Source organism: Oscillibacter sp., assembly GCF_032060045.1.
GTDB lineage: Bacteria > Bacillota > Clostridia > Oscillospirales > Oscillospiraceae > Oscillibacter.
In genome coordinates this window covers 1-23,274 of record NZ_DAMBZJ010000015.1, presented here as the reverse complement: position 1 = coordinate 23,274, position 23,274 = coordinate 1, and the positions used below count along the sequence as shown (strand labels likewise).

Sequence of the window (23,274 nt, the reverse complement as noted above, 5' to 3'; positions counted from 1 at the left end):
GCGCTTAAAGAGCGCTGGCCCCACAGTCATTTAAGTGGGATGCACAGAGAATCCTTTGTCAGTTTAAACTGTGCCTGTGTGGCGTCACTGTCCCTGCTTTTTTGTTTGCCACTTCCCTTTTGTCTCTTTGCGTCTCATTTTGCAGCATGCGGGAACAGCTTGATTTGGCACTGCCTAAAGTAAAACTATGAAATCTCGCCAGACAAAATGGCACGGACAGCATTCCCAATTTCCTCGTAGCTGGTGCAGCGGCAAATGTTGCTTTGCAGCCAGTCATCCATTAAAACATCGGGGGGATTCGGATGAATTGCCGCCAGCGCGTGGCAGACCATGAGAAATCCAGACGTACAATAGCCACACTGAAATCCAAATTTTTCGATAAACGCTTTCTGGATAGGGGCATTTTTCAGTCCCTCCACCGTGGTAATCTGTTTTCCAATTGCCTCCACCGTCAGCATTAGGCAAGATTTGACTGGCCAGCCGTCTACCAGCACGGTGCACGCGCCACAGTCCCCGTTTTCACAGCCTGGCTTTGCACCCGTTAGTCCCAACTGGTTCCTCAGCGTTTCCAAAAGGATATCGGACGGCGCTATCATTACATCTTTAATTTCGCTATTTATGTTCAACGAAACGACGCTCTTTTCCTTCAGACTGTACATCTCATACCCCCTCCATCGTATCTAAAATATTGAGGATGGTTTCTTTTAAAACAAATTTTCGGTATTCCGCGGAACCAGATAAATCACTTTGAATAATTTCAGACAGAACCTTTACCACTTTGTCCGCCCTTTTTTCCCGGCTGAGTAACGAACTGTTCAGAATTTTCTCAACTTTACTATTGCGAAACGGAAATGCGGCCAATCCGCTAAATGCAATTCTAAGTGCTCCCTCTTTTTTGAGTCCTGCCGCGGTGATGAGCGGATAGTCTATTTTTTCATTCCTTGTTTTTTTCTCATGAAAATACGGCAGCGAAAAAAAGCGCTTGTCCAGCGTCACTCCCGCTAAAAACGCGCCCGGAGGCAGAAACAGCCGCTCCTGAAACACTCTATCAATCTCGTATTCCTGGAAGCCATCCGCTGCTGCAAAGGTCAGCTTTGCATCCGACAAGAGGAGTGGCAACGCCGTTTCCCGATAAATGATCGTAGCGGCTAAATTACCACCCAATGTGATTTTACACTGCATGGTATGGTCGGCGATGCGTCCAGCTGTTTTGGCGAGGAGGGGAAAACCATTCCACTCGATCAGATCCGACAGAGTGAGCCCCGCTCCTAGATAAACATAATCCCCCCGGTCTTCCATCCTTGTGCATTCCGAAATATTCTTGAGATCGACAACTGCACCAAAAGAGCGACTGCCAACCCGCGCCATGCTGATGAGTTCGCTTCCGCCGCCGTAAAAAACAGGGTTTTTCCCCTTCGCTTCCAATTCGGCAAACACTGAAACGGCTCCTTTTGCAGTATCCGGCCGGTAATATTCAAAGTCAAACGGAATCATCTTGGCTCACTCCTTTTTCTCTGCGGATGCTTGCGTTTTGGCTCTCCAAATTGTTTCCGGGACAAGCGGAAGTTCGTCCAGCTCCACTCCCGCAGCAAGGGAAAGAGCGTTCCCAAGCGCCGCCGGCATACCAATGATACTGTGTTCGGCAATTCCCCTAGCCGCATAGGGCGAGTCCATCTGCGGGGTCTCCACAAAGCCCACCAAATATTCCGGCGTCTCTCCAAAATGCATCACCTTATAGGTTCTAAGGCTCGTGTTTAGAACTTTTCCTTTTTGGTCGTAATGAAAGCATTCCCGACTCCCAAGACCAAGGCCCATGCACATACCGCCTTTCACAACCGCATCCGCCATGGCCGGATTCAGGACCCGCCCCGCATCCATAACAGTCGCAGCCTTTACCAGCCGGTAGGTGTACTCTCGTTTATCAAACTCAACTTCCACCGCCTGCGCCCCAACGGTCCAATAAGGTCCGGTCTTACCCTTCCCCGTCGCCTGATCCATGGGAGTCAGGCCACTCATGATGAAGCTTCCCCGTCCCAGAATTTGCCCCTCCACAGCGTTTCCATTCTGATATTTGTATCCATGCGCCAAGTCTTTAAACTTTAGATACTGCGTTGGATCACTTTTTAAATAGACCAGTTCGTCGGCCACTTCCAGGTTTTCGGGAGAGCACCGCAGCACCACGGCAGCAAGGCTTTTCAGCTGCCGGATAACGTCCTCGGCCGCACGCAGAACGGCATTCCCAGCCAGATAGGTTGTCATGCTTGCCACCGTCTTCCAGTGCTTAGGGCTGTATTTTGTATTAACGTCCATATTGACAAAAATGCGATTGATGTCCATTTTCAACTTTTCCGAGAGAATTTGGGCAAGCGTGGTTTTCATCGCCGGCCCATATTCCACACAGCCGCAATTCAAGTTGATACTTCCATCTTCGTTGAATGTTAAAAAAACCCCCGAGGACGCATCGGTGGGTGAATTGGAGGTCTTCCAGAAACAGGCGATTCCCTTGGCGCGAATTTTGTCGCCCCCAATATCCAGCCGTTGTCCCTCGCTCCAATTGATCAACTGCTTCAGCTTCGTTATGCAGGCGGTGAGATTTCCAAAGTTGCTTTCCGTCACCTTAACTTGCGTGGGCGTCAGCATTCCGGGTTGAAGGGCGTTCTTTTCGCGTATGAGCGCCGGGTCTATTTGAAGTTTTCGAGAAAGCTTGTCAATCATCCGCTCCACACAAAATGTATAAGAGGCATGTCCAAACCCTCGAAATGACGTGGCATATGGGTGATTTGTATAGAGGCAAAGTGCGTCGCACCAGACGTTTTCAATATGATACGGCCCCGTACAGTCCGCGGCGATGGCTTTGGTCAGGCGAGGGCCGATATCTGCGTAAGCGCCTGTATCGACGAGGTACGTCATTTGAATTGCTTTGATCGTGCCATCCGTGCTTGCGCCCATTTTTATAGTGGCCTCCAGACCCAGCTTGCAGGGGGAGGTAACCATATCGTTTTCCCGAGAGTTCAAGATTCGGACTTCTCTTCCCCCAACCGCGCGGGATGCCATATAAGCCAACAACTCCAATTGAACGGGTGCCTTGCCGCCAAATCCACCGCCAACAAACGGAACCTCCACCACAACTTTCCCCTCGTCCAGGCCAAATACCGTGCTGACTTCTTTCTTCACTCCGTGAGGAGACTGAGAGGAAGATCGGATAAACACGGTTCCATCCGCATCAATTTTGGCCTGCACCGCGCGCGTCTCCATGGCAATATGATCTGACTGTGGCAAGGTAAACTGTCCCTCTACCACAACCTGGCTATCCGAAAATCCCTGTTGAATATCTCCCTTTCGGATTTGCTTGCGGTCGCAGATGTTGGAACTGGGCTCCGGATAGATATCGTTTACAATTTTCTTATAGCTTCCCAGATTTTCATGAACCAGAATCGCTCCCGCTCGCAAGGCCTCCGAGGGGGCGTTCAGAACCGACAGTGGTTCATATTCCACCTGAATCGTAAAAGCAGCCTGTGCGGCTGCTTTTTCATTGTCAGCCACCACAATGGCAACCGGCTCCCCGTAATATCTCACTTTTTCCTTGGCTAGAGGTGGCCGATCTTCCAAAAGCGAGCCGGCCATGGGCGCATCGATTCCCGTAAGAATGGCCCGGACTCCGGGCATAGCCGCCGCTGCGTCTGCATCAATTTTCAGGATCTTCCCACTGGCGCAGGTGCTTGTTACAATCCAGGCCACCAGCGTTCCAACCGAACGGAAATCATCCGTATATTTTGCACAGCCGGTCACTTTGTCGTTTGCTTCTTTTCGGATGACGGTGACTCCGACCCCAGTTTTTGGCATATTTTCAACTCCGATCAGGTTTTGACACATATTATTTACCAAATCAAGGAACAATATGCCCGTGCTAATCGGAAATAGAAGGCTTGTTGAATTGGAGGTCAAATATTGGAAACAGCCAAAGTGCTGAGCGCAGCAGACATCACCTTGATCGTAACTGGAATTATTATGGGAACGAGCGCCAGAATCATTACCCTAAAAGTAGATTTTAGACAAGTCCCAACCTATCCCAGTGCCTACTTCAACAATATCATTCTGGGCTTAATCGCTTCCGCTCTGGGCGCAATTGCAATTCCAGCCATTCTGGCTAAAAATTATGCCTCCGTTACCTTCCTGACCGTCGCGGTGCAGCAGTTTCGCGAAATCAGGAAAACCGAGCGGGATAGCCTTGAGAAATTGGAACATTCGGAATACATTCAACGTGGGGCTGCCTATATCGACGGAATTTCCAAGACCTTTGAGTCCAGAAGCTATATTTCTCTGGTCACCGCGCTTCTTACCGTGCTGGCAATGAAGCTGGTTAATTTTGCCGATCCTCTTCTCAACATTGCCGCGGGGGTTGTTGCAGGACTGCTTGTCATCTTTTTCTGTCATCGCTTTACAAAAGGAAAAACAATCAAAGACATATGTGTGGTTCGTCAGGGAACTATTGAGGTGAGAGGTTCAGAACTCTATGTGGATGATATGTTTGTGACCAATTACCTTGGGACGGACAGGAGCCGGGAGGCTTTTTTAAAGGAGGGAATCGCTGTGGTTTTAGAGCCTAAGAACAAAGCCTGTCGTATTACTCTGGAAAATTACGGTCAGCGACAGGCCATCCTCTTTGAAGCGGTTCGTGCTTTGGGTGTAAAGCGCTATAAATTTATGCGGCGCAATTTTGCGACCGGGAAAATTATTCTTGCTTTTGTCCCGATTCTCAATCATCCAGACCAATTGATTCACGCTGTCCGCAATACTCCGATTCTGGAAAACAGCCGCAAAATCAAGCGGATTATGGATACGCAACTGGGAGGCTGACATGGCAAAAAGCATCGTGGTCTATATTACGTCGGATGAAAAGCGGGTGCTTGGCGGCAAGCCCCTGGCGCTGTTGGTAAAAAACGAAGAAGAACAAAAACAATTATTGCTGGATTTGGGGCGGGCACTAATGGCGGATACCGTGCAGCTTAAAAACGGCGACTATATTTTGATTTCGGAAGAAGGAAAAAGATCGTGATGTGATGACAAGCGATCTCCCCTCACAGCCGTTGGGTAAAAGGACGCATGGCGCCTGTCAATCGATCAACCACGACCTCCGGACGCATGTCTGCTCGCAAAATGCGGTTGTTTGCTTCTGTCCGGCAAAGATGGATTCTTCTTTCTTCAGTACGCGTTGCAAGGCCGATGTCCGTCGCTGATTATACCAAACCACGATGTTCACACAGCGGAGGAAATCAGCCGGGAATGCGATCACGTTGGCAAGACTTGCAAGGTAGTTCATTTTTTGCAATCCATACCGATTATATCTGCGCCTGCTGCAAAGGCGTGCCGCAAACCAGCCTGCCCAAAGTGTATACGTCGTCTTGTCCAAAGCCTAAGGCCATGCATAAAAGTGCATGGCCTTATATTTTGAACAGCAACATTTTCATCTCATAGATTCCGAATTTTTAGAGAAAATAAAGCTATTAATGTAATTTGGAGTGGAAAAATGAAAAAGCAAGATAAAGGCTTAAGCGTATGGCAGATCGTCATGCTGGCACTTGGTACCGTCATAGGCGGCTCTTTTTTTCTGGGTTGTTCCGTTGCGATCCATACCGCGGGACCTTCTGTGGTGATTGGTTTTATTTTTGGCGGTATTCTTGTCTATTATATTTTGTACGCACTTTCTGAAATGACGGTGGCAAATCCAGGCAAGGGCTCCTTTCAATCGTTTGCTTCCCAAGCATTTGGTCCCGGAACCGGTTATGTAGTCGGATGGACCTATTGGACCGGAATGGTCCTCGCCATGTCCAGCGAAGCCGCTGCTGTATCCACACTGGTGCGGGAATGGCTGCCAAACGTATCCATTGCCTGGCTTGGAAGCGGGATTATTCTGGCTGTGACGTTACTAAACCTTCTCAGCGCAAGCAGGCTCAGTAAATTAGAAAGCGTGTTGGCTGGACTAAAAATTTTGGCAATTTTATCGTTTCTTTTGGTTTCGCTGTTGTTGATTTTCGGGCTCTTTCCGGGAAAAACGGCCATCGGGCTGGGCGCGCTTTCAAAGGAGCCTCTATTGCCAAACGGCCTGACAGGCCTGGCCGGAAGTATGCTTATCGTGATGTTCACATACGCCGGGTTTGAAATTATCGGGTTTACCGCTTCCGAAACAGAAAATCCGCAAAAAACAATTCCCAAGGCAATTCGGTATACGGTAATCTCGCTGGTAGGAATATATATTGTTTTTATGTTTCTCCTGCTACCACTTATCCCCACAGACCAAATCAGTGAAAACTCCAGTCCAATCGTATTGGCACTGCAAACAAACGGACTATCTTGGGTGGGCGCCGCTATGAATGTGGTGCTGATTACCGCAATCTTGTCCACCATGCTGGCAGCGATGTTTGCGCTGGGCAGAATGATACGATCGCTGGCAGACGAGCATATGGCGCCCAGTTGGCTTGGAGACAAGGGCAACGTTCCCTATCGCGGCATTCTCTGTTCCGGGGCAGCGATGCTGCTCGCGCTGCGGTTCGGTCTTTTTTTCCCTAGAGTTTACCTTTTCCTGATCAGTTCCGGCGGCTTTGCGTTGTTATTTTCCTATGCGGTTATTATGGCGACACACATACGATACCGCAAGAAATTCGGCTGCCCCCCGGACGGGAATTGTCAAATGCGCGGATTTCCGCATACTTCCGTTTTTGTTTTGGTTTCTCTGATTGCCGCAATCGCCAGTATGCCTTTTGTGAAAGGCCAACTGTCGGGCCTCATCGCAGGTGTTTGCTTAGTCGCTTTTTATACCGCCTGCTATACCATTGCACGGTATGTCAAAGTTAAAAAGCGTCTGCATCAGTACGGTTCCTCCGGCTTGGCAAGCGCAGAATTTTCTAAGGAACTGAATGATTTTGATCAAGACGAAGAGTGAGGCGACAAACGCGCAGAGAAGAAACCGTCATTGCCTTTCTGTTTATGGCCGCTTGTATTTTATACGTTAGATTTGTTCTACTTTGTAGCGTTTTTTTAATTATGGCTGCAATTTAGGCATTTGTTGGGCAACAGAAAAACGCTCAAAAATCACTAAGTGATTTTTAAGCGTTTTAATTCACTGCTTAAATTGCAGCCGGTCTGCCATGTTTGTCAGACTACTTTTCAGCTTTAAATTGCATCTTTTTGCCCGGACAACCGCAGCATAAGTAATATCGTTAACTCAAGAATTAGACAAACGCTTTAAGTGCTTCTTTGCAGTTCTATCTCCCCGCTCCTTCCCCAGACGGTACCATCGGATTGCCTCGTCAAGGTTTTTTTCAACACCAAGCCCTTTTTCATAAAGTGCGCCTATGTTGGAGGCGGCAAACGCATACCCCTTTTCAAAAGCCTGCCGGTAAAGCTGCATAGCCTGCGTGAAATCCTGCTCTACTCCTTCGCCATTTTCATAGCATTCGCCCAAATTGCTGAGCGCCGTCCGATTGCCCTGTTCGGCCGCAAGACGATAAAGACGAACTGCTTCTTGGAGATCACGCTCCACACTCTCCCCGTTGTTGTACATGACACCTAAGTTGCACTGCGCGACTGCGTTCCCTTTTTCTGCTGCCATCTGGTAAAGCCGGAAGGCCTCCTGTGGATCCTTTGCTAATCCGCCTTCTCCATGATTGTAGGCATAACCCAGATTGGCCAGCGCACTCGGCTGCCCCTGTTCGGCGGCTATCCGGTACAGACGAACTGCCTCAACCTGATCCTGCGGTATGCCCCGTCCATAATCGTACAGCACCGCGAGGTTATACATCGCATTTATATTTCCGTTGTCGGCCGCAAGGCGATACAGTCGGGCAGCTTCCTGGTAATCCCGGTCCATACCTAATCCCTTTTCAAACATGATGGCAAGACTGTTCTGCGCCCGCGCGCAATCCTGATCTACAGCCTGTTGAAACCACCACACGGCTTTTTGATAATCTTGCTGCACACCCAGGCCTTTTTGATAAAAATTACCCAGTGTGCACTGAGACTCATCATCTCCCTGCTCAGCCGCAAGAAAAAACCACTTGATCGCTTCTTCATAGTCCTGCTTGACACCAATCTCTTGCTCATAAAAACGACCCATACTGCGCTGAGAGTACACGTAACCCTGCTCGGCAGCAAGCCGATGCCATGCAATTGCTTTTGAAATGTCCGGTTCCACGCCGATGCCATCCTCATAGCAACACCCCAATCGATACTGTGCCCGCGCATGCTTCTGCTCCGCGGCAAGATGATACCAGCGCAGCGCTTCGGCGTAATCTATCTCTACGCCAGTTCCAGCTTCATAGCAGCAGCCCACATTGCACTGTCCGATTGGAAATCCCTGCTCCGCCGCCATCATGTGAAAACGAAAGGCTGTTTCAGGATTTTTCTCCACACCCCGCCCATTTTCATAAAATACGCCCAAATCCACCTGTGATGGCGCGTAGCCCTGGCCTGCCGAAATATGATAATGCTTTGCGGCCTGTGCGTAATCCTTCTTTACGCCATAGCCAAATTCATAGCATTTTCCAAGATTGTGTCTGGCACTGATAATTCCCTGCTCCGCCGCGCGTTCAAACCATTCCATCGCTGTGAGATAGTCTTGCTCCACCACGATTCCATGATAATAAAAAACACCGACCCTATTCTGTGCGGAAGCATACCCCTGTTCGGCGGACAAGCGGTATTGCTCCAGCGCCTTTTCAGCGTCTTTTTCCACTCCAAAGCCGTTTTCGAAGCACTCCCCCAGTAAAAACTGTGCCCGAGGATACCGCCGCTCCGCCGCCAAGGAAAACCATTTAACGGCTTCCTCGTTATTTTCCTCAACGCCGATGCCTGAATAATATAGCTGTCCCAAATTGCACTGTGCGGGGACATGCCCCTGTTCGGCGGCGTGCCGATACATCTCCCGTGCTTTTTCCAGATCCTGCTTCACGCCCACACCGCACTCACAGCACCAGCCAAGATTAAATTGCGCCTGCGGATAACCTTGATTGGCCGCAGCTTCAAAATATTCGGTCGCTTTTACGGGGTCTTTTTCTACACCATGGCCATTCAGCCAGCATTCCCCCAGCAGACACTGTGCGCGGGCATACCCACGCTTTGCCGCCAGAGAAAACCACTTGAAAGCTTCTTCATTGTCTTCTTCTGTGCCGATTCCTACATAATAGCAATAGCCTAAATTACACTGCGCGGGAACAGAGCCTCGTTCGGCGGCTTGCCGATACAGTTCCAGCGCCTTTTGGAGATTCGGCTCTGTCCCGTAGCCAAATTCATAGCACTCCCCCAGGAAGCACTGTGCGGAAGCCTCTTCCTGCGCAGCGCCTTTAGAAAACCATAAAAATGCCTGCTCGTCGCTTTGTTCAAGAACTTCTCCTCGTAAATAGAGCAGTCCAAGTCTGCTCTGGGCCATAGCTAAATTGTCCTCGGCGGCAAGGCGGTATAACTCAACGGCTTTGGCCCTGTCCTGTTGTACACCATAGCCGTAATCATAGCATTCTCCCAGCAAAAACCGAGCCCGCGGATACCCCTGCTCCGCCGATTCTGAAAACCAGTGAACAGCCTCCTGATTATCCACTTCCACACTAATACCATGGTAGTAGAAAAAGCCTAAATTACATTGCGCCGGAGCATAGCCCTGTTCGGCAGATAGCAGATAGAAATGCGCTGCCTGCTCCTTGTCCTCTTTTATACCCCTGCCCAGTTCCATATACCAAGCGTAAGCACACTGTGCAGGCGCGAAGTTTTGCTCCGCCGCCTCCTGATACCACAGCACAGCCTTTTCATCGTCTGGTTCCACGCCAATGCCGTTTTCATAGCAACTGCCCAAATTGTATTGCGCCACGACATGCCCTTGCTCGGCAGCACGGGTAAACCAATAAATGGCTTGATGATAATCCTGCTCTGCACCATCGCCTGTATAATAGCAGACCGCAAGCTCATGCTGCGCCTGTAAATCGTCGCCGCTTGCGCGTTCTGTCAGTTCCTGTAAATTCTCTTTTTGCCGCTTTACTTTGGCGGCCGCACTGACCATCAGCTGGGGATTCAGGAAAAAGACGGATGCACCATCATTGCGATTGGCATCGTTGTTTTGTGATGGGTTCTTATTATCCATTTATATTTTGGCTCCCTTCTAACGGCAACAGACCAATATATTTAGAAATGAATTGGTCGTAAATTGTATCTGTTGATCCATTATTCGTATAAATGCGTTACTAATTTTTGAGTATAACATATTGGTCGCATTTTGTCATGATTTACCGCTTGACTTTTAATACTTCAGTTTAAGATCCACCGATAAAAAGGCTTATCGAGAGCATCGGGAAACAAAAAGAGCAAGTGTGGTCACACTTGCCCTGCTTGCCAGTTAACATCCATGGGAAACTTGCTGATAGACACAAGAAAACGGCGAGGTTTCTTTTCCAATAATTACTACTCGCTTTTGTACAGTTCTATGATTTCCGGATAAAATTCAGCTCTTATCCTTGCAATGAATGAACCAACGTGATAAAATTTAGTTAACCTACTCATATATCAACCCAATCATATTAAAGCAGCGAGGTAAACGTATGTCTGATCTTTATATTCAGGTATCAGGTGCAAGGGAACGAAATCTAAAAAACATCAATGTCCTGATACCCAAAAAGAAAATTACGGTTTTTACAGGTGTTTCCGGTTCAGGGAAATCATCTTTGGTATTTGATACAATCGCGGCAGAATCGCAAAGACAATTAAATGAAACCTACACCAGTTTTATCCGCCACCGTATGCCGCATTACGGAAAGCCCGATGTGGACAGTATCGAAAATTTGTCCGTAGCCTTTATTATCAATCAAAAACGATTAAGCGGTAATGCCCGGTCAACGGTCGGGACAATTACAGATATTTATTCTGTATTACGTCTATTGTTTTCCCGAATTGGAGAACCATTTGTAGGTTATTCAGATGTTTTCTCGTTTAACAATCCGTCTGGAATGTGTGAACATTGTGAGGGATTGGGGAAAATTGAAACCATTGATATAGAAAGACTGTTAGATGAAAATAAATCCTTAAATGAGGGGGCCATCCGTTTTCCAACGTTTGAACCCGGCGGTTGGCGGTTAACCCGCTATATTCATTCAGGTTTTTTTGATAACGACAAAAAACTGAAAGACTATTCTGCCGAGGAATTGGAGTTGTTGCTTTATGCTGACGGAATTAAGGTCAAAAATCCCACTCCTGAATGGCATAAAACCTCCTTGTATGAAGGATTAATTCCGCGTATTGAACGGAGCTTTCTTAAAAAAGAAGATGGCGAAAAGGTTAGGTATGGAAAAGAAATTGAACGGTTTATTGTAAAGCAGGATTGTCCCCACTGTCATGGAGCACGTTTAAATGATAACGTGTTGTCTTGTAAAGTGAACGGAAAGACCATTGCAGAATGTGCAGATATGCAAATAAATGCGCTTTTGGAGTTTGTTCAATCCGTTCATGCTCCCGTAGCCGCTACGATTATTTCGGAACTTGTGAATCGGATTCAGCACATGGTTTCCATAGGATTGGGCTATTTAAGTTTAAGCAGAGAAACCTCTACGCTTTCCGGTGGGGAATCTCAGCGAATCAAAATGGTTAGCCAACTTGGCAGCAGCTTGACTGACCTTACTTACATTTTTGACGAACCGAGTATCGGGCTTCACCCTCATGACATAAGCAAGATTAACGAGCTTATGCGGTTATTGCGCGACAAAGGGAATACTGTTCTGATCGTCGAGCATGACCCAGATATGATAAGAATTGCAGACCATATTATTGATATGGGACCAGGTGCAGGAACCAACGGAGGAGAAATTGTATATCAAGGAAATTTAGAGGGATTGAAAGCAGCGGATACGCTCACAGCAAACTATTTATCCTACTGTCCCACACTAAAACCCCATCCTCGGGCCCCGAAAGGCTGGCTTTCTATTCGCAATGCAACCATGCATAATTTGAAGAACCTTTCGGTTGATCTTCCAAAAGGCGTGATGACGGTTGTAACCGGAGTGGCCGGTTCAGGAAAAAGCACGCTTATTAATGGGGTGTTGCCGCGCCTGTATCCTGAGACTATTTTCATTGATCAGAAAGGGATTCAAGCGTCAAAACGCTCCAACATAGCCACCTTTACAGGGATTTTTGACATGATCAGGAAACTATTTGCGAAAAGGAACGGTATAAGCGCCTCCCTTTTCAGTTTTAATTCACAAGGTGCTTGTCCTGCCTGCAAAGGGCTTGGGGTCACTTATACGGATTTGGCGTTTATGGATACAATCGTTACGGTATGTGAGGAATGTCATGGAAATCGCTATACGGACGAAGTGCTTGCTTATCAGCTAAGAGGGAAAAATATTGCTGATGTTCTCAGAATGACAGTCACGGAAGCCTTGGAATTTTTTCAAGAAAAAGAAATCGTTACGGTTCTAAAACGACTTTCAGACGTGGGTATCACTTATGTTTCTTTGGGACAGCCATTAAGCACGCTTTCAGGTGGAGAATTACAGCGAATTAAACTTGCTTCCGAACTGGAAAACGGTGGTCAGATTTATGTTTTGGACGAACCGTCAACAGGTTTGCATATGGCTGATATAAAACAGTTGATTCATGTAATGAATCGCCTTGTAGACCAAAATTCCACCCTCATTGTAATTGAGCACAATTTGGATATTATCTGTCAAGCAGATTGGGTGATTGACATAGGCCCCTATGCAGGACAAAATGGTGGTAAGATTCTGTTTACAGGATTGCCGAACGATTTAATCAATTGTCAGGATTCTTTAACCGGAAAGCACTTGAAACAGTATATTCATGAAAAATAGGAGGTTGACTGAATGGCTATAAAAGAATTAGAGGAAAGTTACGTTCCCTTTCAATGTATGATTGTATCCGATTCAAATCGGTTCAATGTTGAGGGGGTTTCAACGGCACAATACTATATCCTCGATACACTCTATAAGCAGGGGACGAAAACCACGAAAGAACTTGCTGAAATGAGAGGTATCTCACAATCTGGCATTTCAAAATTAACAAAGCGTTTGCTGGAAAAAAACTATATTATCCAGGAACGGCAGACGAATGACCGCCGCTCTTATAATATTGTACTTACCAAAGAGGGGCAGGCATTTTTGAATCGTGTTGAGGATTTTGGGAATGACATTATGAGTCTAATTGAAGAAGCATTGACAAAAGAAGAAGTCCACGCTTTCTCCATGATGTGCAAAAGGATTACGAGTTTATACGCAGAAAAGCAATAGACATACTTAGCAGAATGCAGGAAAATATCTGCCCTGAGGTTTCTAACTTTTCACAGGTCTTATATCATAAAACACATGTGGATCCGCTGTTAATAAAGATGAGAGACCTTGGACATGCTGGCGCAAGCATGCCCAAGGTCAATATTTTTGTTCATTTCATTGTAACCAGAATCTCCGCAACACTACCTGGCGGAAGCAGTGGCAAAAGAGTGTCGGCTTGAGCCTTGCCATTTATGGTTACAGAGCTTACGCCGCGCTCAGCACCGGCCGAATTGTCTACGGTGATGTGGTAGATTGCGCCACGATAAATACGGGTAATGGTGAATCCTGGCATATCGGCAGGAAGACAGGGATCCACCCGCAGGCCATCCAGCGTTGGCTGGATGCCTAGAATATACTGGCTGATGTTGACAAAAGACCAGGCAGCCGTACCCGTCAGCCAGCTGTTTTTTCCCTCGCCAAAGGTGGGCGCGTCCTTGCCAGCCACCATCTGGCAATAGACATATGGCTCAGTACGGCGAATCTCGCTGTGGTCTTCCTGCCAGGCGGGGCAGGTGCGGCGGTAAACTTCGAAGGCGCGAGTGCCGTGGCTCAAAATTGTCTCCGCACAGCTGATCCAGGGATTGACGTGGCAGAAGATCCCCGCGTTTTCCTTATATCCGGGCGGATAAGAAGAAATCTCTCCTAGCTCCGGATGATAGGCGGTATAGGCTGGCTGAAGCAGTACGATGCCATATTCACTATCCAATCGTTCACGGACGCTTTCCAACGCTTGATGAGCCCGACCATCCTCCAGTCCGATACCCGCCATAACGCACATTCCTTGGGGTTCAATATAAATCTGCCCCTCGGAACAAGAGCAACTGCCCACTGGTTGAGAAGCGGCATCATAGGCACGGAGAAACCAGTTGCCGTCCCAACCTGTCGATAAAACTGTGTTTTTCATGCGAAGGACTTCCTCTTCCGCGCGGGCAGCCTCGTCCGCAAGGCCTAAATGCCGGCAGATTTCAGCGTATTCTCCGCCGAAGCGTACAAACATTCCCGCAATAAGCACACTCTCCGCCACGGGCCCTTCGGAAGGACCAAAGGTCTGAAAACTCTCTCCGGGTTCATGCGAAAAACAATTGAGATTCAGGCAGTCATTCCAGTCCGCACGGCCAATTAGCGGCAGACCGTGCGGCCCGATGTGCTCTACGGTGTACTGGAAACTGCGCCGCAAATGCTCAAGCAACGGTGCGGCCGTCGCTGGGTCGTTATCAAACGCGCAGGACTCCGCCAAAATCGAGAAATCCCCGGTTTCACGCAGATAAGCAGAAACACCCGAAATTAGCCACAGTGGATCATCGTTGAAACCCGAGCCAATGTCGGCATTCCCCCGCTTGGTCAAGGGCTGGTATTGATGATAGGTGCTGCCATCAAGGAACTGTGTAGCAGCAATGTCCAGGATGCGCGCTCTGGCACGTTCGGGTACTAGATGGACAAAGCCAAGCAGGTCCTGACAGGAATCCCGAAATCCCATACCCCGGCCAAGTCCACTTTCAAAATAGCTGGCGCTACGACTCATATTAAAGGTAATCATGCACTGATATTGGTTCCAGATGTTCACCATCCGATTGAGCTTTTTATCGTTGGAAGACAAAATAAAGTGACCTAACAGTTTGTCCCAGTAGTCCTGTAGGGCCTTCAGCGCCTGATCTACCTGCGCGTCAGTGCGGTACTTCTCCAGCAGACGCATGGCAGGGGTTTTGTTGATGACACCGGGCGCGGAGAACTTTTCGCCTTTGGAATTTTCACAGTACCCCAGCAGGAAAATCAGGCTGCGCTGTTCACCGGGCTGCAAATCGATGTGAATATGATGACTTCCTATTGGCGCCCAGCCGTGGGCAATCGAATTATGGCTTTGCCCGATATACACGGTTTCGGGATCGGAAAAGCCCCGGCAAGTACCGCAAAAGGCATCCCGGTCGGTATCAAAACCGACAATAGAAGCGTTGACGCCAAAGACTGCATAATGATCGCGCCGCTCACGATATTCCGTTTTGTGATAGATGGCAGAACCCTCTACCTCTACCTCGCCGGTGGAGAAGTTACGCTGAAAATTGCTCATATCCTCCAATGCGTTCCACAGGCAAAACTCCACCAGACTGAACAGCTCCAAGTGCTTTTCCACAAGTGATTCGTTGGTCAGCGTCAGACGCGTCACTTCGCATGAGTCTTCCAGCGGGACAAATATTTCCTGTTTAGCGTTTACACCGCTCCGGCAGCCCTCTACAATTGTGTATCCCAGACCATGCCGACAGCTATATCGGTCTAAAGGCGTTCTGGTGGGCATAAAACCCGGATTCCAGACAGTGTTGCTATCTTGAATGTAGAAGTAGTGTCCGTTGTTGTCCGCGGGACTGTTGTTGTAACGGTAGCGGGTTAGACGCAGCAGCTTGGCATCCCGAAAAAACGAATACCCGCCTCCGGTGTTAGAACGGAGAGAAAAGAAGTCCCGATTGCCTAGATAATTGATCCAGGGAAGAGGCGTTAAGGGTGTGGTAATTACGTATTCGCGGCGCTGATCGTCAAAGTGGCCATAACGCATGGGAACACCAGCCTTTAAAAGAAATGTCGAAAACGTTTAAGATACTAAAAATAAGTATATATAATTAAAATATGCCATAAATTTAAAAAAAGCAAGAGAGAAATAAACCTATATTTTAAGAAACAGATTGTCATTCGTTTTAAATTGAGACTTTTTACTTTTGAAGATGCTGGAAAAAGGCTAAAAAGACTTTTAGACTTGAACGAAACGAACGAAATGCAGCGGAATGTCTAAATAGTACAAATTAAATTTATGGATAATGTAAAATATGGTGTTTTTAACAAAATCCTCTTGCAAAATTGAAAACACCATTGTATGCTAAAAGTACGAAAACGTTTAAGATTAAAATAAGTTTTACTGGGGAGGGAGATATGATTTCGATTAAAGATATCTCCGCAGCATGCGGCGTATCGACCGCCACGGTCAGCAAGGCACTCAACGGGGCCAGTGATATCAGCCGCTCCACCCGGGAGCGGGTTTGCCGAAAAGCAGAGGAATTGGGCTATCGACCCAATGCCGCAGCCCGCGCCCTCAAGACACGGCGCACCTATAATATCGGCGTTTTGTTTAAGGACGAGGCTGGAAGCGGCTTAACCCATGAATATTTCTCCGCTGTTCTGGAGGGCCTAAAAAATGAAGCTGAGACTCGGGGATTTGATATTACCTTTATCAATACCAACAACGCTTCCATGAGTTATTACGATCACTGTATGTACCGAAACGTAGACGGCGTTGCGGTTGTCTGTGCGGATTTTTCGGATCCGGAGGTACAGGAACTGGCAGCGAGTCAACTTCCTGTGGTTACGATTGACTACGTATTTGATGGACACATGGCTGTACTATCCGATAATTTGGGCGGTATTACGGAGTTGTTCCACTATGTTTACAGTAAAGGCCACCGTCAAATAGCCTACATATACGGTGCACCTTCCAGTGTCAGCCGAACTCGTCTTGTGGGATTTTACAAGGCGGCGGAGGAAGCGGGCATCACGATTCCGGACGCTTATGTGCGCCAAGGCGCGTTTCACGAGGCGGGCGTATGTGCACAGCAGACTGGGGCGCTGTTGGACCTGCCTCAGCCGCCAACCTGTATTTTGTTTCCGGATGACTTTTCCGCTCTGGGCGGAATTGGAGAAATACGACAGCGGGGGCTGCGGATTCCCGAGGATATTTCGGTCGCTGGTTACGATGGAATTCATCTGTCGCAGGTTCTGGACCCGGTTCTGACCACGATGCATCAGGATACCCACACGATCGGTGCCACGGCCGCACGACAGCTGATTGAACTGATTGAACGGCCCAAAACCACGCTTCCCCGTACCGCCGTGATCCCAGGAAAACTATGGGAGGGAGGGAGTGTGCAAAATTTTACTGGATGGATGAAATAAATTATTTTTATAAGGAGGAACCATGATGAAAAAGTTGTCTGCATTGCTTCTTTCCGCCATAATGATCGCTGGTCTGTTAACAGGCTGCGGTTCTGGTGGAGCGTCATCCGCGCCCTCTTCCGCCGCATCAGGCTCATCCGCAGCAGCGGACGAGTCCGCTGCATCTTCCAGTGCTTCTGAAGTTCCAGAGAACACTGTTACCGGCGACCCAGGCGCCTCTAACGCCTTTGTGGTGTGGGGATGGAACACCGATTTTGACAATATTAAAGCCGTCTTGGATAAAGAGTATCCCGATCTATCAAACCGCATTGTTTTTGTAAACGCCGGTGGACCGGACTATTATCAGGACAAAATTGATGCCATTTTGCAGGATCCTTCCAACCAGTTGTATCCCGACCTAATGCTGCTGGAAGTTGGCTATGTGCAGAAATACGTGAAGTCCGACTTTTTGATGGATGTGGCGGATTTGGGCATTACATCCAGCGATATGAAGGACATGTATGACTATAACCTTCAATTAGGTACCGATGATAGCGGCACGGTGCGGGCACTGTTCTGGCAGGCAACGCCCGGTTCTTTCCAGATCCGGGCGGATCTGGCGGAGAAGTATCTGGGCACCACCGATCCCGATCAGCTCCAAAGCCAATACTTCTCGAGCTGGGATCAGATTCTAGCTACCTCGAAACAGGTGAACCAGGCTTCCGGCGGAAAGGTCAAACTGCTCTCTGGATTTGAGGATCTGCGCTATGTATTCCTCAACAGCGCCCGGTCCGTTGGCTGGTATGACAGCAACGACACGATCCAGGTAGACAACTCTCTTATGAACTATCTGGATCTCTCCAAGACCCTTTATGACGACGATTCCACTTTTAATACCACTCAGTGGAGCACCGACTGGGCTGCAATGAAGGACGGAGACGGAGTCTCCACCGGCGCGGCAATCGCCTTCTGCGGTTGTCCCTGGTATACATACTGGTGCCTGACCGACACTTGGGAGAACAACACCATTCTGGTTCAGGGCCCCGCTCAGTTCTTCTGGGGTGGCACCGGAATCGCCACAACGGCGGGGTGCTCCGATACGGATATGGCTGCCCAGCTGATGAAATCCATCGCCTGCGATAAGGACTTTATGATTAAAATCAATGCCCAAAACGGCGATTACATGAACAATAAAGCGGTTATCCAGTACCTGTTGGACAACAATCTGGGGAACTCAACCCGGATGTATGGCGGTCAGGAACTGATTGACTTTTATTCCACCAGAGCCGATAACATTGACGCCTCCAACGTTACAGATGTTGACCAGAAGGCCGAGGGTCTTTTCAGCACGCAGGTAACCGCATATGCCACTGGACAGAAGAGCAAAGATGCGGCCGTGGCTGCTTTCAAAGCGAGTCTCCATGATATGTATCCGTTCCTGAAGGTCAGCTGAAATCTTCAGCGAAGGAAAAGTGCCGGCCCCGTTCCCAATTTGGCGGGAGCGGGGCCAGTACTCCCAATTCGGGAAAAGGGGGAGAACATGCTAAAGTCTGACCATCCCAGCCGGATTCGCTCCGTCAGCTACAGCAAGTATGGGTACTGGTTTCTCACACCGTTTTTTGTCACCTATATAATTTTTCAGCTCGTGCCGCTGGTTACAACTTTTTATTACAGCTTTTTTGAATATGTCACGCGCAACTTGCGAACAACTATAACCTTTTGTGGTTTGCAAAACTATCTGAATATTTTGGGGCTGGCAGACGGAGAGCAGGCCTTTTTCCTGCGGTACCTAGGAAACACGCTATTTATCTGGCTGTGCAATTTTGTGCCTCAGGTTCTGCTGGCCATGCTGATGGCCGCCTGGTTGACGGACGACCGCTGTCGGCTGAAAGGCAGGGGCCTTACAAAAATTCTGGTTTATATGCCCAATATTATGACCGCGGCATCTATTTCCGTTCTGTTTGGCGCCATGTTTTCTCAATATGGTCCCATCACCGCCCAGCTGCGCCGATGGGGCTGGATTGCCGCCAACTACGACTTCATGCGCTCGGCGATGGGAACCCGTGGACTGATTGCCTTCATTCTGTTCTGGATGTGGTATGGGAATACGACACTGTTGCTGATTTCAGGTATGCTTGGCATCAACGGCAATCTTTACGAGGCGGCCGATATCGATGGCGCCTCTGGTTGGAAAAAATATACGAAAATCACGTTGCCTCTGCTCAAGCCCATCTTGCTCTATGTTCTGGTAACCTCCTCCATCGGAGGCCTGCAGATGTATGATATCCCGGCACTGTTTAACACGGATGTAACCGGAACTCTGGTAGGCCAGCCGGATGACAAGTCCACTACTATAGCGATGTACATCATGCGGCTTTATAAGAGTGACACCGGCCGGGCTGCAGCGGTATGCGTATTGCTGTTTTTAATCACATTGGTAATCAGTCTTCTGTTCTTCCGCACACTGCGGGACCGGGACGAACAGCCTAAAAAGCGAAGAAAGGAGGCAAGGCAATGAGCGGGAACGAATATACAGAGGATTTGAGAAGTTATGCCCGCGCTCAACGGAAAACCCGCGCTTTTCGTATACTTGTGTGTGTTATGCTGGGCATTATGAGCCTGCTTCCCTTTTTGTTGTTGTTTGTCAATGCTACCCGTGAATCCAATGCGATTCAGAGCGGTGTGACGCTAATCCCCGGAATCCATCTGTTGGATAACCTGGCCACGCTCAACCAGAAATCCCAAGGAATTGGCATCAATTTTAGCCGTGCTCTGTTAAATTCTCTGATGATTGCGGTACCCTATACTTTGCTTTCCGTTTACTTTTCCTCCATGGCAGCCTATGCCATTCATGTCTACCGCTTTCGGATGCGGAAGTTTGCCTGGGGATTTATTTTGGCCGTAATGATCGTACCCAACACCGTAAGCGCCATTGGTTTTTACCGTTTTATGCTAAAACTGCATTTGACGAACAGCTATATTCCCTTAATTCTACCCGCCATTGCCACTCCCGCTGTCGTATTTTTCATGCGTCAGTATTTTAAAAGCACATTGTCGCTGGAAATGGTGGAAGCCGCGCGGATTGATGGTTCAGGAGAGCTGCACACCTTTAACACCATCGTGCTGCCGCTTGCAAAGCCAGCGTTGGCGACTCAGGCCATCTTTCAGTTTATCGCCAGCTGGAACAACCTTTTTATCCCTGCCCTACTGTTGAGCACCGACTCCAAAAAAACCTTACCGATGTTTGTGCAGGTGCTCAAGGGAGAACAGTTCCGCACGGATTACGGTGTGGTGTATTTGGGCTTGGCCGCAACGATTCTGCCGCTGTTTGTTGTGTATTTCCTGCTGTCGAAATATATTGTGGCAGGCGTCGCTCTGGGCGGCGTGAAAGAATAAGGCGCGAAACCAGTCAGTACGTTATTGGCATTTTCAGCCGTACAGGTCCTTGTTTTAATGTATGGATACTCCCGGGCGGCGGCGCCGCCTCAGTCCGGTTCGGCGGGCGACTCCACCTGGTTCGTCCACCGGGACTCAAGAATGGAGGATAGTGTGCAAAACCGTTCAACTCACGGTGCGGCAGTGTGGAGACCTGTCGTAAGGCAGCACGGCGCCAGCCGGCTGCGAGGAGGCATTTCGCAAAAGCGGTGCCGCCAGAGGTTTAATTTATGGCAACTGTAACCTTGAAAAATTTGAAGAAGGTCTACCCCTACGCGGAGCGGAAAGCAAAAGACGATGAGGAGAAAAAGCATAGCCTCACCATCACAGCCGAGGGAGTGTTGGCGGTACAAGATTTCAACCTGGAGATTACCGATCAGGAATTTATTGTACTGGTGGGTCCATCCGGCTGCGGAAAGTCGACCACGCTGCGCATGATTGCCGGGCTGGAGGAGATTTCCGGCGGCGAACTATACATAGACGGCAATTTAATGAATGATGTAGCACCCAAAGACCGAGACATTGCCATGGTATTTCAGAACTATGCTCTCTACCCCCATATGACAGTCTATGATAATATGGCCTTTTCCCTTAAACTAAAAAAGGCGTCCAAAGAGGAAATTGACCAGAAGGTACGGGAGGCCGCCGAGATTCTTGATATCTCTCAATATCTGAACCGTAAGCCCAAGGCACTTTCCGGCGGACAGCGCCAGCGCGTGGCAATCGGACGCGCCATCGTCCGCAATCCAAAGGTCTTTTTAATGGATGAGCCACTGTCCAATCTAGATGCCAAGCTCCGCAATCAAATGCGCTCGGAGATCATCAAGCTACGTCAGAAAATTAATACGACATTTATTTATGTGACCCACGACCAGATTGAGGCTATGACCTTGGGCGACCGTATTGTGATTATGAAGGACGGCATCATCCAGCAGATTGGTTCTCCCCAAGAGGTATTCGAGCATCCGGCCAACCTGTTTGTTGCTGGATTTATTGGAATACCCCAGATGAATTTTTACAACGCCGAGCTGGTGCGAGAGAATGGAATCTATGCTGTGGTGCTGGAGGGAACGCGGATTATCCTCTCGGATGAGAAGCAATCCACTCTAACGGCAAAAAATGTGTCGCCGCAGCCAGTCACGCTGGGTGTCCGTCCCGAGCATATTCTATTGAATGGAGACGGAGAAAATCGGATTCACGGCACTGTAGACGTATCCGAAATGATGGGATCTTCCGTTCATCTGCATGTCAATGCCTGTGGTCATGATATGGTCATTATTGTACAGACCATGGACCTGCAGGGAGCCAATCGTGTCGCATTTTCTACAGGGCAGCCAATCGCATTTACCTTTGGGGGAAATGTGGTCCATCTTTTCAATAAAGAGACTGGAGAGAATCTGGAATATAATCAGCAGATGAAGCACTTTTTAAAGAATGAACATTGCCGCCCAAAGATAACGTGTTAGCCGTCAGCAAATCCATACTGCTCCCTCCTGTCATTTGCTTTCATGCATGTATTCGGGTCGTTAGGCGGTTTGGCCGCATAATCGACCGATTCCGGGCGTCCACACACTCTACAAAAAATGCTTGAAAACCGCAGATTTGCGGTTTTCAAGCATTTTTACGGAGAAGAAGGGATTTGAGCCCTCGTGCGGTTTAACCGCATTTCCATTAACACCAAAAATAATGCCGTTTTCCTGGGACCAGCGCACGTACGGTTTATAATACGTACCGTCCAGGACATCCGCAAATGTCTCTCCAGTTACCGCAATCGGACCGTAGCTTCGTTCGTAAAGCCGACCGATGACTGCGGCAAACATAGCACGCGTCATTCCGCTGTCCGGCGCGAAGGTATTCACATCCGTCCCGACAAATAGTTCGCGCTGGGTAACAAAATCAATAGAAGATTTCGCCCAGTGGCCCGAAGTGTGGGTAAAGTTCTTCGGATTCGGTTTAAAGAGCACCGCCTTGCCCTTTGGCGCGATATATTTCATCGCGCCGGATGTATCCAATGCAAATCCGATGAACACTTTGCTGCCGCTATTGTCAAGATAGTACGGCAGTCCTTCCACCTTTACAAAAACGGCGCGGATCGTATGCGCTGTATTCATTTTTTGAAGATATATCTGCTTACTGTGCCGACACTTTTTCCGTCGATTAGCACATCCGAAATAGCATAGCCTTCATCGGGAGTAAATGTAAAGGTCTTATCCATACCCATCACGATGCTTAAAGCGCTACAGGCAGAGGTGGACATAAAAGCTGCAACATACTACACAGCTAAAGACTGTAAAACACTGCTTTCACACTTATACCGAATGGGCATGGCGGAGGAGTGGATTCACACAAATCTGGCGGATTTTATTAATCTGCCGCCACTTGGTAAAAAAGAATTGCAGCCGTTCAGTGAAATTGAATTGCACAAGCTGTGGGATACCTACGGAAAAGGGGAGTGCTTTGTTGGCTTCATTCTTTTGATGATCTATACTGGGATGATGCCGGGTGAACTATTCCAATTGAAGAAAGATATGGCTAATTGGGACACATACGAGATTAAAGGTTGCGGCCTCAAGACCAAAAAGCGGAAGGAAACGCCAATTGTATTCTC

General features: G+C 48.4%; 16 protein-coding genes and 1 pseudogene. 11 read left to right on the top strand and 6 right to left on the bottom strand.

Translation table 11 applies throughout. The features are described from left to right. Positions 1–185: 185 nt before the first annotated feature. The 3 genes from RT018_RS07780 to RT018_RS07770 are packed head-to-tail and all read right to left on the bottom strand — an operon-like array spanning position 186 to position 3,843. Complete coding sequence (locus tag RT018_RS07780; protein WP_312940782.1) at positions 186–659, bottom strand: 2Fe-2S iron-sulfur cluster-binding protein; 474 nt, start codon at positions 657–659, stop codon at positions 186–188. Position 660: 1 nt separating this feature from the next. Continuing rightward, positions 661–1,494 (bottom strand): FAD binding domain-containing protein, encoded by an 834-nt coding sequence (locus RT018_RS07775; protein ID WP_312940781.1) that lies wholly within the window; start codon positions 1,492–1,494, stop codon positions 661–663. 6 nt (positions 1,495–1,500) lie between these two features. Next, entirely contained in the window at positions 1,501–3,843 is a 2,343-nt protein-coding gene (locus RT018_RS07770) for a xanthine dehydrogenase family protein molybdopterin-binding subunit (RefSeq protein WP_312940780.1), read from the bottom strand. A gap of 105 nt (positions 3,844–3,948) precedes the next feature. Here RT018_RS07770 and RT018_RS07765 point away from each other — a divergent pair, with 105 nt between their 5' ends. From RT018_RS07765 to RT018_RS07755, 3 genes are all read left to right on the top strand, one after another. Beyond that, on the top strand, positions 3,949–4,857 hold the full coding sequence (locus tag RT018_RS07765; protein ID WP_312940779.1) for a YIEGIA domain-containing protein: 909 nt from the start codon (positions 3,949–3,951) through the stop codon (positions 4,855–4,857). Between the two features lies 1 nt (position 4,858). Next, the gene (locus tag RT018_RS07760) at positions 4,859–5,056 is read left to right on the top strand and encodes a capping complex subunit for YIEGIA (RefSeq protein ID WP_312940778.1); all 198 of its coding nucleotides are present in this window, start codon (positions 4,859–4,861) and stop codon (positions 5,054–5,056) included. 471 nt (positions 5,057–5,527) lie between these two features. Continuing rightward, complete coding sequence (locus RT018_RS07755; RefSeq protein ID WP_312940777.1) at positions 5,528–6,940, top strand: amino acid permease; 1,413 nt, start codon at positions 5,528–5,530, stop codon at positions 6,938–6,940. Positions 6,941–7,222: 282 nt separating this feature from the next. Here the strand turns inward: RT018_RS07755 and RT018_RS07750 are convergent, their stop codons facing one another. Next, complete coding sequence (locus RT018_RS07750) at positions 7,223–10,126, bottom strand: SEL1-like repeat protein (RefSeq protein WP_312940776.1); 2,904 nt, start codon at positions 10,124–10,126, stop codon at positions 7,223–7,225. A 454-nt stretch (positions 10,127–10,580) separates the two neighbouring features. On the opposite strand from RT018_RS07750, the gene RT018_RS07745 reads away from it, so the two are divergent. Beyond that, positions 10,581–12,842 carry an excinuclease ABC subunit UvrA gene (locus RT018_RS07745; protein WP_312940774.1) on the top strand — a complete coding sequence of 754 codons (2,262 nt, stop codon included), beginning with the start codon at positions 10,581–10,583 and terminating at the stop codon, positions 12,840–12,842. A gap of 12 nt (positions 12,843–12,854) precedes the next feature. After that, the gene (locus tag RT018_RS07740) at positions 12,855–13,277 is read left to right on the top strand and encodes a MarR family transcriptional regulator (protein WP_312940772.1); all 423 of its coding nucleotides are present in this window, start codon (positions 12,855–12,857) and stop codon (positions 13,275–13,277) included. A 151-nt stretch (positions 13,278–13,428) separates the two neighbouring features. On the opposite strand, the gene RT018_RS07735 is transcribed toward RT018_RS07740, so the two are convergent. Continuing rightward, complete coding sequence (locus tag RT018_RS07735) at positions 13,429–15,864, bottom strand: GH36-type glycosyl hydrolase domain-containing protein (protein WP_312940770.1); 2,436 nt, start codon at positions 15,862–15,864, stop codon at positions 13,429–13,431. 371 nt (positions 15,865–16,235) lie between these two features. Here RT018_RS07735 and RT018_RS07730 point away from each other — a divergent pair, with 371 nt between their 5' ends. The 5 genes from RT018_RS07730 (at position 16,236) to RT018_RS07710 (ending at position 22,132) form a co-directional block, all read left to right on the top strand. Next, positions 16,236–17,252: a LacI family DNA-binding transcriptional regulator gene (locus tag RT018_RS07730; RefSeq protein ID WP_312940769.1), complete on the top strand. Its 1,017-nt coding sequence runs from the start codon at positions 16,236–16,238 to the stop codon at positions 17,250–17,252. Between the two features lie 22 nt (positions 17,253–17,274). Then, positions 17,275–18,684, top strand: coding sequence for a hypothetical protein (locus tag RT018_RS07725; RefSeq protein WP_312940767.1), 1,410 nt, complete (start codon positions 17,275–17,277; stop codon positions 18,682–18,684). Positions 18,685–18,771: 87 nt separating this feature from the next. Further along, the gene (locus tag RT018_RS07720) at positions 18,772–19,749 is read left to right on the top strand and encodes a sugar ABC transporter permease (protein ID WP_312940765.1); all 978 of its coding nucleotides are present in this window, start codon (positions 18,772–18,774) and stop codon (positions 19,747–19,749) included. Further along, positions 19,746–20,627: a carbohydrate ABC transporter permease gene (locus tag RT018_RS07715; protein WP_312940763.1), complete on the top strand. Its 882-nt coding sequence runs from the start codon at positions 19,746–19,748 to the stop codon at positions 20,625–20,627. The genes RT018_RS07720 and RT018_RS07715 overlap by 4 nt, the downstream gene beginning before the upstream one ends. Positions 20,628–20,896: 269 nt before the next feature. After that, positions 20,897–22,132, top strand: coding sequence for a sn-glycerol-3-phosphate ABC transporter ATP-binding protein UgpC (locus RT018_RS07710; protein WP_312940761.1), 1,236 nt, complete (start codon positions 20,897–20,899; stop codon positions 22,130–22,132). Positions 22,133–22,240: 108 nt separating this feature from the next. Here the strand turns inward: RT018_RS07710 and RT018_RS07705 are convergent, their stop codons facing one another. Further along, a complete protein-coding gene (locus RT018_RS07705) occupies positions 22,241–22,777 on the bottom strand; it encodes an S-layer homology domain-containing protein (protein ID WP_312940760.1) in 537 nt (178 codons plus the stop codon). A 138-nt stretch (positions 22,778–22,915) separates the two neighbouring features. On the opposite strand from RT018_RS07705, the pseudogene RT018_RS07700 reads away from it, so the two are divergent. Then, positions 22,916–23,274: pseudogene (locus tag RT018_RS07700) on the top strand (hypothetical protein); the annotation flags it as partial.